Origin of the sequence: Paenibacillus apis, from assembly GCF_018333295.1 — a bacterium.
Taxonomy (GTDB): Bacteria; Bacillota; Bacilli; order Paenibacillales; family Paenibacillaceae; genus Fontibacillus; species Fontibacillus antibioticophila.
This window is the reverse complement of the sequence record NZ_BORS01000001.1, coordinates 572327-585981: the sequence shown is the minus strand read 5'-3', so window position 1 is coordinate 585981 and position 13655 is coordinate 572327. Positions and strand designations below refer to the sequence as shown.

The 13655-nt window shown below is 52.6% G+C and carries 13 protein-coding genes; 1 reads left to right on the top strand and 12 read right to left on the bottom strand.

Translation table 11 applies throughout. The features are described from left to right. Positions 1-354: 354 nt before the first annotated feature. The 5 genes from KI362_RS02565 to KI362_RS02545 all read right to left on the bottom strand — a co-directional run bounded on the left by KI362_RS02565 (position 355) and on the right by KI362_RS02545 (position 5821). Entirely contained in the window at positions 355-642 is a 288-nt protein-coding gene (locus KI362_RS02565) for a stage VI sporulation protein F (RefSeq protein WP_044479165.1), read from the bottom strand. Between the two features lie 80 nt (positions 643-722). Next, positions 723-2768: an ATP-dependent DNA helicase RecG gene (gene recG / locus KI362_RS02560; protein WP_301624599.1), complete on the bottom strand. Its 2046-nt coding sequence runs from the start codon at positions 2766-2768 to the stop codon at positions 723-725. Between the two features lie 14 nt (positions 2769-2782). Continuing rightward, complete coding sequence (locus KI362_RS02555) at positions 2783-3655, bottom strand: DegV family protein (RefSeq protein WP_301624598.1); 873 nt, start codon at positions 3653-3655, stop codon at positions 2783-2785. A gap of 28 nt (positions 3656-3683) precedes the next feature. Further along, entirely contained in the window at positions 3684-5447 is a 1764-nt protein-coding gene (locus KI362_RS02550; protein ID WP_044479168.1) for a DAK2 domain-containing protein, read from the bottom strand. A gap of 14 nt (positions 5448-5461) precedes the next feature. Then, a complete protein-coding gene (locus KI362_RS02545) occupies positions 5462-5821 on the bottom strand; it encodes an Asp23/Gls24 family envelope stress response protein (RefSeq protein ID WP_044479169.1) in 360 nt (119 codons plus the stop codon). Positions 5822-6128: 307 nt separating this feature from the next. Here KI362_RS02545 and rpmB point away from each other — a divergent pair, with 307 nt between their 5' ends. After that, on the top strand, positions 6129-6317 hold the full coding sequence (gene rpmB / locus KI362_RS02540) for a 50S ribosomal protein L28 (RefSeq protein ID WP_044479170.1): 189 nt from the start codon (positions 6129-6131) through the stop codon (positions 6315-6317). A gap of 95 nt (positions 6318-6412) precedes the next feature. Here rpmB and spoVM read toward each other — a convergent pair whose 3' ends face one another. The 7 genes from spoVM to KI362_RS02505 all read right to left on the bottom strand — a co-directional run bounded on the left by spoVM (position 6413) and on the right by KI362_RS02505 (position 13478). Continuing rightward, positions 6413-6493, bottom strand: a complete 81-nt coding sequence (gene spoVM / locus KI362_RS02535; RefSeq protein WP_044479171.1) for a stage V sporulation protein SpoVM — start codon at positions 6491-6493, stop codon at positions 6413-6415. A 177-nt stretch (positions 6494-6670) separates the two neighbouring features. Further along, on the bottom strand, positions 6671-7336 hold the full coding sequence (gene rpe / locus KI362_RS02530) for a ribulose-phosphate 3-epimerase (RefSeq protein WP_301624592.1): 666 nt from the start codon (positions 7334-7336) through the stop codon (positions 6671-6673). Between the two features lie 3 nt (positions 7337-7339). Next, the gene (gene rsgA / locus KI362_RS02525) at positions 7340-8248 is read right to left on the bottom strand and encodes a ribosome small subunit-dependent GTPase A (RefSeq protein ID WP_301624590.1); all 909 of its coding nucleotides are present in this window, start codon (positions 8246-8248) and stop codon (positions 7340-7342) included. A 245-nt stretch (positions 8249-8493) separates the two neighbouring features. Next, a complete protein-coding gene (gene pknB / locus KI362_RS02520; RefSeq protein WP_301624589.1) occupies positions 8494-10557 on the bottom strand; it encodes a Stk1 family PASTA domain-containing Ser/Thr kinase in 2064 nt (687 codons plus the stop codon). Beyond that, positions 10554-11327, bottom strand: a complete 774-nt coding sequence (locus tag KI362_RS02515; RefSeq protein WP_044479174.1) for a Stp1/IreP family PP2C-type Ser/Thr phosphatase — start codon at positions 11325-11327, stop codon at positions 10554-10556. The genes pknB and KI362_RS02515 overlap by 4 nt, the downstream gene beginning before the upstream one ends. Positions 11328-11333: 6 nt before the next feature. Then, positions 11334-12380: a 23S rRNA (adenine(2503)-C(2))-methyltransferase RlmN gene (gene rlmN / locus KI362_RS02510; RefSeq protein ID WP_044479175.1), complete on the bottom strand. Its 1047-nt coding sequence runs from the start codon at positions 12378-12380 to the stop codon at positions 11334-11336. Positions 12381-12494: 114 nt separating this feature from the next. After that, positions 12495-13478, bottom strand: a complete 984-nt coding sequence (locus KI362_RS02505; RefSeq protein ID WP_301624586.1) for an AraC family transcriptional regulator — start codon at positions 13476-13478, stop codon at positions 12495-12497. Positions 13479-13655: the final 177 nt, after the last annotated feature.

The following is a 13655-nucleotide window of genomic DNA, read 5'->3' as shown; positions in this document are numbered from 1 at the left end:
TTTTATACGAAAAACCGTACAACTTTTTAAGTTTGGGGTACCGGGCCTTATTGTTTATACGATTTTTCGTATAACATACATCAATCAGGATAGGTTTTGGAACAACTTGTGTGGAAAATCGTACAAATCCCTTTGTGCTTCATCATAAGTATTCGTTTTCGAATCTATAAGTGTTCGAATAAGTGTCCGGTCTATAATTGTTCAAGTCTAATATTGCTCAGGCCGCGCCCCAAGGGGCTCTCCGGATCTTCAATCGGTATGGTTTTCTTTTGACAAAAAAAATCAGCCGAAACCTTCCGGCTGACAGCTTCGCCCGCCGCACTCTCATCTCAGCTTGCCTGCTCCGTTATGTCCCTAACGGAACATACTCCACAGACGAATGAGATGGAGCGTGCTTTGGGGATCGATCTTTTGATACAACACAAACTGGACAATCTGCTCTTCCTGAACGCTGGTCAGCCTCTCTCCCATCAGTGCGGCAGACTTCTTCACCAGCCGTCTTACCTTCACTCTGTCTTGAAGATCGGCTTTGGTCAAACCTTCGACAAGCTTCTTCACCCGCTCCTTGGTCGTCGGATTCTTCATTTTGAGCTTAATCCGTTCCACAAGCTGGGGACTGATTCCGAATTGCTTATAACTCAAAGACAGCGACACCTCCCGTTCAATGGGCCTTCTTTCTAGTGTATGAAGGGAGGGCTGTACAATGTGACAACAACGATCCGCTAGTCGATAATCTCGCCCTGCAAAATCTGCTCCCGCTGCAAATAGCTCCGCAGCGGCCCATACTCCGGCGACGTCCAGAAGACGCGCTCGCCGACCAGCCGGGCGGCATCGTCCCGCGCCGCCTCCAGCACCGCGAAATCGCTGACCATGTCCGCGATTCGGAACTCCGGCACCCCGCTCTGCTTGGTGCCGAAGAAATCCCCGGGACCGCGCAGTTCCAGGTCCCGCCTTGCCACCTCGAAGCCGTCGTCCGTATCGGTCATGACCTTCATCCGCTCCTGACCGACCTCCGACTTCGGATCCGCGATGAGCACGCAGTACGAGGCGTGCTCGCCCCGGCCGACCCGGCCCCGCAGCTGGTGCAGCTGCGAAAGGCCGAACCGGTCGGCATCCATCACAATCATCAGCGTCGCATTCGGCACATCGACCCCGACCTCCACCACCGTGGTCGAGACAAGCAGCTGCACCTCGCCATCGTAAAATGCCCGCATAACCTCGTCCTTCTCCGCCGAGGTCATCCTTCCGTGCAGCAGGCCGACCTTATAATCAGGGAATGCCTGCTGCATCGCCACGTACAGGTCGATCGCATTCTGCACGTCCAGCTTGTCCGATTCTTCGATCAGCGGGCAGATCAGGTAAGCCTGCCGCCCCTGCGAAATCTCGCCGGAGATAAAGCCCAGCACCCGATCCATCATCGAGTGCTTGACCCAATATGTCGTAATCGGCTTCCGGCCCTTGGGCCGCTCCGACAGCGTCGATACATCCATATCCCCGAAAGCCGTTATCGCCAGCGTGCGCGGAATCGGCGTTGCTGTCATCGTCAGCACATCAGGGCTAAAGCCCTTGCGGCGCAGAATACTGCGCTGATTCACGCCGAAGCGGTGCTGCTCATCCGTTACCACCAGGCTAAGCGAGCGAAAGAACACATCCTCCTGGATCAGGGCGTGCGTACCGACGACAATATCAATCAGCCCCATCTGGAGCGAAGCCAGCAGATCCTTGCGCTTGCGTCCGGTTACACTGCCGGTCAACAGGCCGACCTGGATGCCGAATGGCTCGAACATCCGAGTCAGCGAGCGGACATGCTGCTCTGCCAAAATTTCGGTCGGCACCATGAAGGCGCCTTGATGACCGGACTTGACCGCTGCGAACAACGCGATAGCCGCGATAACCGTCTTGCCTGAGCCGACATCGCCTTGCAGCAGCCGGTTCATACAGTAAGAAGAGCGCATATCCTTGAGGATTTCCAGCTCCACCCGCTTCTGGGCATCGGTCAGCTCAAAGGGAAGACTGCGCACGAATTCGCGAATCTCTGAATTGGTGGCTCCATGGCTTACGCCGTCCTGCCGCTCGTGATTCATAGCACGATAAGCCTGCAGCTTAAGCTGAAACAGGAATAGCTCTTCATACACCATCCGGCGCCGGGCCCACCCGCCCTCTTCGCTGTCCGTAGGCTGATGGATGCACTGAATGGCCCGGCGGCGCGGCATCAGATCATATTTCTTCAGCAGCTCGCCCGGCAAATTCTCCGGAATCATCTCCCCATACTGGCGGAGTGCCTGTCCGACCGTCTTGCGGATCCAGGCCTGCGTAATCTTTCCGCCAACCGAATAGACCGGCTGCAGGCTTCCGCTCCGCAGCGTCCCTTTATCGGGGAACTCCGATTCGGATACCGTAAGCTGGCTGCGCCGCAGATCCCATTTCCCGGTCAATATAATATCCCGCCCCGCCGTCAACTCCTCCCGTAAAAAGTGACGGTTAAACCAGGTCGCCGTAAACATCCAGTCCTCCGCCACCATCTTGCAGGTCAATCTTGACTTTTTACCGTACCGCTGCAGGACCGGAACCCCGATAATTTTAGCCTGAACCGTTATTTTATCGCCATCCTTCGCCTCGGTCAGCGAGCGGAGACGATAATCCTCATACCGGTACGGATAATATTCAATTAGATCATTTACCGTAAAGACGCCAAAGGCGTGAAGCTCTCCTTCTTTAAGAGCGCTCACGCCGCTGACCTGCCTTACCGGAATCTCATGCAATTCCATAAGACTCTCCTATCTTATTCTGCTGGCCAGATAAAGGTAGCCACCGTTCCCGGCCCGACGTGAGTGCCGACAACTGCGCCGATACTGGTCCGCACGACCTCATGGATCGTGAAGTGCTCATCCATCAGTCTGAGGATTTCCTCGGCTCCCTCCGGATTCACACAATCGCAGACCGCAATATTAATGTCCTTCTGGTCACCGTAATCCTTCACGAACAATTCAACGACCCGGGATACAGCTTTCTTATGTCCTCTGATCTTGTCGACGGCATAGATCGCACCCTCGTCATTGACGGACAGGATTGGCTTAATATTCAATAGCGTACCAAAAATCGCAGCGGCTTTGCCCAGCCGACCGCCCTTTTGCAGATAATCCAGGACATCGACGAGAAAATAAACCTGCCGCGCCTTGCCGACACGATCTACTTCGGCGACGATTTCCGGAACGGAAGCTCCGGCTTTGGCCATCCGCGCCGCAAGGACGACTTGTAGACCGAAGCCATAGGTCGCGGACAAGGAATCGATGACGGTAATGTCAACAGCCTCGCCGTGCTCCTCCTCGACCATGCTCTTGGCCAGCACCGCGGACTGGTACGTGCCACTCATGCCGGATGAAATATGAATCGAAATAATCGATGCTTCCGGATATTGCTGCATCAGGTTCTGATACACTTCAACGTACTGGGATGGAGAGGTTTGTGAAGTCGTTGGCAGATCCCGCGATTTTGACAGCCTGTCATAAAATTCTTCTACGGTGATGTTAATTCCTTCTATAAAGGTCTCCTCTCCAAAAGCGAGGCGCATAGGCACGATATGAATCCCATACTCCTCGACCATCGCCTTTGGCACGTCTGCGGTACTGTCAGCAACGATAATAATCTGCTTCATAGATATCCCCGCCCTTTCATGGCTCCGATCAGGATTCAACCGAGAACAAATAATAATAGATCGGCTGTCCGCCGCTGTGAATCTCTACTTCGGCTTCAGGATACGTTTCCTCTATCCAGGCTTGAAGCTGTTCCGTAATGGCCTCATCCGCCTCTTCGCCAACAAGCATGGTCACAATTTCATCCCCGTTCACAATCATCCTGGCAAGCAGTGCCTGACTGGTCTCAAGCAGCCCCGCTTCCGTGCTGACAATCTTGGAGTCGGCGATGCCGATATAGTGTCCTGCAGTAATCTCAAGCTCGTCGAAAACTGTATCACGGACCGCATAAGTCACTTGTCCTGTCTTCACATGGGCAACCGCGTTCATCATGTTCTCCGTGTTGTTCTCTACACTTTCATCCTCCTGGAAAGCGAAAGCGGCCGCAATGCCTTGAGGAATACTCTTGCTTGTGATCACGGTTACGCTGCGCTCGCCTTCAAGCAAATCGCGCGCTTGCTGGGCTGCCAGAACAATATTCGAGTTGTTCGGAAGCACAAATACATGCTGGGCGGAAATCGAGTGGATCGCCTTCACGAAATCCTCCGTGCTCGGATTCATCGTCTGTCCGCCTGACAGAACCACGTCTACACCCAGACTCGTGAAAATATCAGTAATGCCCTGGCCCGAGGCCACAGCAATAAATCCGTAAGGAGCGAGCTCGTCGGCGGGCAGCTTGGCCGGATCGGCCGAACGTGCCGGCTCCGCAGGGATATCGGCAAACAGCTCCGGCATCGGAGCCGCATCCATGCCCGCTGTAAGCAAATCTCGATGCTGCTCGCGCATGTTCAGAATATGAATCTGCGTTATTTCTCCGTAAAGCAAAGCAAGATTGAGTACTTCGCCAGGAGCTTTAGAATGAACATGTACTTTAATGATTTCATCGTCTGCAATTACAATGATGGAATCTCCATTTTGTGACAGCGCTTTCCGGAATTGATCCTCATCGAAGAGAGATCCGGGAACGCCCCCTAATTTACGATTGATAAAAAATTCCATGTCATATAAAAATTCAATGTCTTCTGTTTCCAGCTTGGCCTGCGCGGAAGAAGCGTGCACATGATCCGCTGCCAATTTAACCGGTTGAGCCGGTGCAAATTCCACAGCTTGTCCCTGTACGGCTGGATCAGGCTGTACCTGTCCTGTAAGCTGCGCCAGGAATCCTTCATAAATATAGACAAGACCTTGACCGCCGGAATCAACTACCCCTACCTGCTTCAATACCGGCAGCAGTTCAGGCGTATTGGCGAGCGCTTCCTTCGCCTTTGCGAGCACCTCCGTCATAAGCTCGGTGACGTCCGTTGTCCGTCTGGCATAAAACACGGCATGCTTGGCAGCTTCTTTGGCTACCGTAAGGATCGTGCCTTCTACCGGCTTGACCACAGCTTTGTAAGCGGTATCCACCCCGCTCTGCAGAGCCGCTGCGAATTGAACCGTATTCAGCTCTTCATAGGAAGCTGCGTACCGTCCGAAGCCACGGAACAATTGCGAAAGGATCACGCCGGAGTTTCCGCGGGCGCCCATCAGCAATCCCTTGGACAGAACTCCTGCACGGCTGCCAAGACCGCCTGTTCCGTTGCTTTTCAATTCATTTACGCCGGCCGTCATCGTCAGGTTCATATTCGTGCCCGTATCCCCGTCGGGAACCGGAAAGACATTAAGTGAATTGACATGCTCGGCGTACTGTGAGAGACGCTGCGCCCCGGCAAGTACCATGGCGGTAAAATCTGTTCCATTTAAAGAACGCTTACTCAAGAGAATTCCCCTTCCTAGCTTGATACACGTACGCCTTGTACTACGATGCCGACCTCAGCTACATCGAGTCCAACGATTTCATTCAATACGTACTTTACTTTTTGCTGTATATTGTGTGCGACCTCGGAAATTTTTGTCCCATAACTGACTATAATATAAAGATGAATTGCCAATCGGTTATTCTCAAGGTTCACTTCCACACCCCTGGTCAGATTCTCGCGACCAATCAACTCGGCGATGCCGTCCTTAAATTGCTTTCGGCTTGCCATTCCTACCAGTCCATAACACTCCATGGCGGCCGATCCGGCGATAACCGCTATCGTTTCATCCGAGATATCGATGTGTCCATATTCGGTATCCAATTGTATAGCCACGCCTGCACTCACTCCTCCCTTGAAATTATTATGGACTAAACAATATTGTACTATAAGAATACAGAGAAATAAATAAAAGATACAATCGGACTATGAAATAAAGTTCCATGATCTGTTGACGCCGCTTTTTTCACTGTGATATTATATAAAAGTATTGTTTTATGCGGTTTCTTATGGCTTCATCCCGCTCAGGGCAAGAATCATCAGGAATCGACCGGCACTTTCAGGCCGGCTTGAACAATAACCGTGAGTACGCTTTAGAGCTGTTATTTTCAAGAATGGTGTATTGGAACAGGAGGTGTAAGGAATGTCTCGCAAATGTTATGTAACTGGCAAGAAACCAAGCAGCGGTAACCATGTCTCCCATGCTAACAACCGCAATCGTCGCAGCTGGGGCGTAAACGTGCAAAAAGTTCGCATCCTGGTTGACGGTAAGCCTAAGCGCGTATACGTTAGTACCCGGGCTTTGAAATCCGGTAAAGTGACCCGCGTGTAAGGGTTCGAATAAGCATATAGACAAAAAGCACCTTTTCTGATTAGAGGTGCTTTTTTCGTGTTCTATGAAGGCCTGCCGCAGAAGTATAGTGTGTATTAATTTTTGTGGAATGTGTTCAGTACGGCCTTAACGAAGCCTCCAAGAAATTTAGGCAGCTTGAATGTGTAAAATCTCATCGTTCACCCTCCCCATCATTCTCATGCCCTTACCTTATTGTATGATTCGATCCTTCGTTCAGTGTATTCTCACCGCAAAAAAAAGGCTACATGAGAACCCTGCTCATGTAACCCATTGTATGCGCCGCTTCTTTGGCCTATGCCATGGATTCGGCGGAATGTATTGGATCGAGGCCGCTACGACCGGCCAAGACTGGTCCTGATCTCCTCCATCGCTGCGCGGCGGTCACTGCGCCCGAATACCGCATTGCCTGCTACCAGCACATCCGCGCCGGCCTCTACGACCAGCGGAGCGGTAGGAGCGGCAATTCCTCCATCAACCTCAATCCGGTAGTTATACCCGCGCTGCGTTCTCAGCTCATCGAGCTCGCGGATTTTCCGCAAGGTTGCCGGTATAAAGGCTTGTCCTCCGAAGCCTGGATTCACTGTCATGACAAGCACCAGGTCCACATCCTCCAACACCTCGCGGATCGCGGATACAGGCGTTGCCGGATTAATGGCTACCCCGGCCTTTGCACCCTGTTCCTTGATCAAATGCAAGACCCGGTGCAAATGCACGCAAGCTTCGGCATGAACCGTAATCACATGTGCGCCCGCCGCTGCGAACGCGGGAATATATTGCTCCGGCCGCTCAATCATAAGGTGAACATCCAGCGGCAGCTGGGTCAAGGGTGCGATAGCTCCCATCACCAGCGGCCCGAAGGTCAGGTTCGGTACGAAATGTCCGTCCATGACGTCGACATGCAGCCAGTCCGCACCACCGGACTCCACATCGGCCACTTCCTCCCCCAGCCTCGAAAAGTCGGCGGATAAAATAGAAGGTGCAATAAACACTTGCGACATCAGCTAGTACCTCCTCTTCTTGTCTTTCATCTCTTGTTGAAATTGCACGTAATGCTCATAACGGCTTGAAGCTACCTCACCGCGCTCCAACGCTTCTCTGACCCGGCAGCCCGGCTCGTGCAGATGGCTGCAGCCCCGGAACTTGCAATCGTCCGCAAGCTCCCGGAATTCCCTGAAGCAGGAGGAGAGCTCCTCTACGCCCAGCTCCAGGAAATCCAGCTGGCTGAATCCCGGCGTATCGGCCACATATCCCCCGTTATCCAATTCGATCAGCTCCACATGACGGGTGGTGTGCCTTCCCCGGCCCAGCTTCAGGCTAATCTCGCTCGTTTCGAGCGATAAGCCCGGCAGCATGGTATTCAGCAGGGTGGATTTGCCAACCCCGGACTGTCCCGAGAATACGCTGATCTCGCCGGCCAGTCGGGATCGGACCTCATCGGTGCCGAGTCCGCTTACCGAGCTGGTAACGATCACACCGTAGCCAATCTCTTCATAGAGCTGCTTCACCTGTTCGGTTGGATCGGCTTCCTCCGCCTTATCCGCTTCCCCAAGCAGGTCCTCCTTGGTCAAGCAGATGAGCGCCCTCAGCCCGGCGTGTTCAATATGTACCAGGAACTTGTCCAGCAATGACAAGTTCAAATCCGGCTCCTTCAAAGAGAAGAGCAGCACGGCAAGGCGGGCATTGGCAATAGGAGGACGGACCAGCTCCGTCATGCGCGGCAGAATTTCATCCACTGTGCCCTCCCCATTCTCCGTAGGCGTATAGATAACCTGGTCGCCCACGAGCGGAGTCAGTCCCTTCTTTTTGAAAATGCCCCGCCCCCGGCATTGAATGACTTCCCCGGGAGCGGAACCTTCCGGCTTAACATAGTAATATCCGCTTAGTGCTTTTACAATCAAGCCCTCAGGCATAATCGGCCTCGCTTTCACTCGATTTAAGAGGTTGTTCAAAAAGTCATCTTTTGATCACGAAGTATTCCAAGGAGTTGATTCGACATCGAATCTTGCGTTCACCCTCGAAGTCCAAGCATATGCTTACGAGGTATGCTTCCTTTGGAAGCATTTCGCTCCTGTAGGTCTGCCTACACTCCGTTCCTCCTTCTTCGGGTTCTCGCAACCTTCTCGGTGCTAAAAACCTGACTTTTTGAACACGCACTTTAAGGGTTCACAACTATTCCCGTATCCGGAATTTCTTCCTCTCCGTCCCCCATCGTATCATCTACCTGTTCTCCGGGAAGCGGCAGGGTCGGTACGGTGCCTTGCTTCGCATCGATATAGGATACCGGATAGGTCTCCAGGAAGGCCCCGTCCCGATGCACGGATACGGCAGCATCCTTGTTCGGAGCCAGAACGAGATTGACGGTCAAATACTGCGGCTTGCCTACCGTCTGGGTGCCCCATTCCTGGTTTTCTCCGCGTGCATCCGTGTATACGATACGGATTTTGCTCATTTGGCCTTCTGCGGCCGGCGCTACCGGCACTTCAAAGGTATATTCCACCGCTTCCGGAGGATAACCGGTGCTCACGAACAATGTAACCCCTTCTGAGTCGGCAGGCACCTGCTCATTTGGCGGAAACGGCCATTGCTCTACAATTTTGCCGGCCTCCACCTCAAAGCTAGGCTTCTCCTTGATTCCATCCTTTGCAATCGGTATGCCAAGCTCCTTCAGAAGAGCCTGCGCTTCCTTGAGTGTCTTATTGTACAGGTCAGGCATTGTCGTGCTCTCTTTCCCCTTGCTGACGATAAGCTCTACCTCTACGGTTGTCAGATCGTAATCCTCGCCAGCCTCAGGGAATTGCATAGATACCTTTCCTGGTTCTGTGGTATCGGAGAAGTCCTCCTTCATGTTGATGCGGGATCTGTCAATTCCCTCGAGAATAAGCTTTTCCACTGCATCCTCGTAAGCCAGTCCGAGAACAGACTCCATTTTCTCCAGCGGCTTAGCTATACCCACCTTCAGATCGATCAATGAGCCCTTTTTCACCTTGATGCCTTCCGGCTTGCTCTGCTCGAATACGATGCCTTCCTCGACACCCTCTTTATACACTCTGTCAATCGTGCCGATCTCAATGCCGGCCTCCGACAGCTTCAACGTGGCTTCCTGTTCACTGAGATTCACCACATTAGGGACCGGCACCTCAGGTACAGTGACCATTTTATTGACGTAAAGCGCCACACCCAGCATGGCGAGCAGCACAACGACTGTCAAGCTGATCCACAGAACGGCTCTGCTTTTGCCCGAGGATTTCTTGGGAGATCTGTACTCATCCGCTGACTGGGAATCCCGCGACAGCTTGGAGGCTCCGCCCATAGCTTTGCCTGTCGGCTTAATGGCGGGAATAATTCGAGTGCTGTCGGCATCCTCTTCATCGGAGAAGTACAGCTTGGATTCCGTTCGCCGCTCCGGCAAGAGACTGGTCTCCAGGTCACGAAGCATTTCCTTGGCGGATTGGTAGCGCTCGGCCGGATTTTTGCGCATGGATTTCAGAATAATATTTTCCACGCTCTGCGGGATCATCGGATTGACCAGCCTCGGCTCCTCGAACTGCTCCTGCAGATGCTTCAAGGCTACGCTGATCGGACTTTCTCCGAGAAAAGGCAGCTGCCCGGTCAGCATTTGATAGAGAACAATGCCGAGCGAATACAGGTCGGACTTTTCACCGGTAGCTACCCCCTTGGCATGCTCCGGAGAGAAATAATGCACCGATCCGACCACAGAGCCTGTCTGTGTAATCGTGGCAGAGGTCACCGCTCTGGCAATGCCGAAGTCGGTCACCTTCACCCGGCCATTGCGGCCGATCAGAATATTATGCGGCTTAATGTCCCGGTGAATAATCTGGTTATGATGGGCATGATCCAGCGCATCTGCAATTTGGGAAGCAATTCGTACGGACTCTTCCACCTGCAGCGGTGCGCGTTCTTTTATAATTTCATTAAGATTTTGGCCTTCTACGTACTCCATCACGATATAATGGACGTCTTCCTCCTGCCCTACATCGTAGACACTGACAATGTTCGGATGTGACAATGATGCAGCTGACTGCGCTTCACGGCGGAAACGGCGGATAAACTCCTCGTCATTCACAAATTGCTGACGCAATACTTTTATGGCAACGTAACGGTTCAGCAGAATGTCCTGCGCCTTATAGACCAGGGCCATTCCGCCTCCGCCGATACGCTCGATAATTTGGTAGCGACCGCCCAACTCGTGTCCGATCATGAATTCCACTCCTCTCCGCTTGACAATTCCTCGGCACATTGCTCCAGAAGCGCAACGGTAATGTTGTCATCGCCCCCGGCATCCAAAGCAAACTGCAATAGTCTGCCTGCCCGCTCATCGAGGCTGAGATCGTCAGCCTGCAGCGTGAGAATCATCTGGTCAAGCGTTACATAGTTGCTGAGCCCGTCACTGCAGAGCAGCAGCATTTCCCCTTGCTCCAGGGAAACAAAGTGCAGATCAGCCTCCACCTTGGGATCTGTTCCGACCGCCCGGGTCACCACATTGCGGTGCGGATGGACGCTCGCCTGCTCCTCGCTGATCTGCTTCGTCTTGAGCAGCTCGTTAACCAGCGAATGATCCTCGGTCAGCTGTACCATTTTGCCGCTGCGGTACTTATATACCCGGCTGTCTCCAATATGTCCGATAATGCCGTCCTTCTCGTTCAGCAGCACCGCTACAACCGTCGTTCCCATGTTATGATACTCGTCGCTCTCCGATGCCTTCTGATAGACTACATCATTCGCATGCAGAATGGCTTGCTTCAGTTGCTCGGCCAGCTCTTCGACTTCCAGCCCTGGAGGGAGCGGCTGCAATTGGCTCACAATGGTCTCCACCGTCAGCTTGCTGGCCAGATCGCCAGCCTGGTGTCCTCCCATTCCATCTGCGACAATGGCCAGGGTGTAACCCTGCTCCAGAGAGGATACCCAGGAACTGTCCTCGTTGACCGAACGGACATGTCCCACATCGCTTACATACACAGTTCTAATCACACTTGATCACCTCGCACCAGACTCCATGTGCTTCGCCCGCAATTGACCGCAGGCTGCCGCAATATCATGGCCTTGCTCACGGCGGATCGTAACATTAATTCCTTTCTCCGCCAATATCCGCTGGAACTGAAAAATGTCATTTCTGGATGTTCTGACGTATTTGCGTTCAGGAACATGGTTGACCGGAATCAGATTGACATGGCAGAGCATGTTCTTCAGAACCTGCGCCAGCTCCTCCGCATGCTCGGGGCGATCATTCACACCGCCAATCAAAGCATACTCGAAGGACACTCTGCGTCCGGTCTTGGCTATATAGTAACGGAGAGATTCCATTACATCGTCAAAAGGAAATCTCCGATTGACCGGCATCAGCTTGGACCGCAGCGCATCGTTAGGCGCATGAATCGAAATCGCGAGATTGATCTGAGTGTCCTCGTCGGCAAACTTGTAAATGTTCGGGACAATCCCGCTCGTTGATACAGTAATATGCCGTTGTCCGATATTCAAGCCCTTTTCATGGATCATTATCCGCAAAAATTTCATAGTCTCTTCGTAATTTTCAAACGGCTCGCCGGTTCCCATGATTACGATACTGCTGACCCGCTCTCCACGGGGATCCAATATTTTCTGTGCCTGAACCACTTGGGCAACAATCTCTCCCGCGGTCAGATTCCGTTTAAGCCCTCCAAGTGTCGAGGCACAGAACGTACAGCCGACCTTGCAGCCGACCTGGGTCGTCACACAGATGCTATTGCCGTAATTATGCTTCATAATAACGGTCTCGATCGCATGATCATCATGCAGGCCGAACAAGAATTTGACCGTGCCGTCCTTCGACTCATATTTCGTAATCTCATTCAGCGTGACGAAGGCGAATTGCTCGTCCAGCTGCTCGCGCAGCCGCTTGGACAGGTTCGTCATCTCTTCGAACGAGTTCACCCGCTTCACATACAGCCAGTCAAAAATCTGCCCTCCGCGAAAGGCCGGCTCCCCTTGCTCTACGGCCCATTCCTGAAGTTCCTCCAGGCTGTAGTCATATATAAAAGGTTTCATTTATTCACACACCATTTCATAAAAATTGAGTTCAACTAGTACAAATAGCCACTCATTCTTTCTATTTTAACATAAATAGCTATACTACTAAAGCATGTCTGGGTCAAGGCAGTTCTAACTCCCGTTTCCCCCGCTTGCAGATGTTGAAGCTGATCCGCTCGCAGCCTGCAGCGACTCTCTCAATTGCTGGACGTCCAGCATAGGCGGCTTGCCGAACATGCGAGCGTACTCGCGGCTGAATTGCGACGGACTCTCGTAGCCCACCCGGAAGGCGGCATCCGCCACCTGGGTTCCCTCCGCCAGCATTAAACGTCTGGCTTCGTGCAAGCGAACCGATTTCTGATATTGCAGCGGACTAAATGCGGTAACCTGCTTAAAATGTTTGTGAAATGCAGATACGCTCATATTTACCGACTTAGCTAACTGTTCTACGGTCAACATGCGGTCGTATTGCCGGTTTATAATGCGGATTGCTTGAGCGATATTGTAAGCATGGCTGCCATGGATACCAAACTGTTCAAGGCTGCCTGATGGCTGATCCTGAACGATACGATACAGAATTTCACGTATAATCAACGGCTCCAGTACAGGAATATCGCCGGGTGTATCCAGCAGACCTACCAGCCGGACGACGGCATTCAGCAACGCCGAAGAGGTTTGTTGCACCGAGAGTCCCCGATGGCTTTCCACTCGGGAAGCCTCCTCGCGAGCGGAACGGAGCGAAGCCGCTTGCATGGCAATCTCCACAATCATCTCGGGCTTAAAGCACAGCTTCAACCCTAAATACGGAACCGAGGGCGACGCTTCAACAATACTGCTTGCTACAGGCAACTGTACAGAGGTAAGGAAGTACGCCGAGGAATCATACCGATAGATTTGACCCGCGAGTGTGGACAGCTTGGCTCCTTGCGCCACAATACAAACCGAGGGCTTGTAGACCGACTCAAAGGGGGCCGACGGCTGCACTGCGTGCATTAGTGACAAGGAAGAAATCGCCGTCTGATACGTTCCAGCAGCCGGAGCATGGCGGTACAACAGATGTGTTAACTGCTGTAACGCTTCCGTTCTGGATTGTGCTTCATCCGCTATCTGTTTCATCAAGGGGCTCCTTTGCTACCGTATTTATTCGTTGTTTTATTATAGAAGTGTGAAAGAGGATTAGGCAAGAACGGAAGATGAATGAGCTAACAGGCAGCCCTTCGCTCTGGATATAATCATCTCACAAGGGCCCGGAAGGCATATCTAAGCTTGGCCTTAATTATCGAAGCGGAGGAG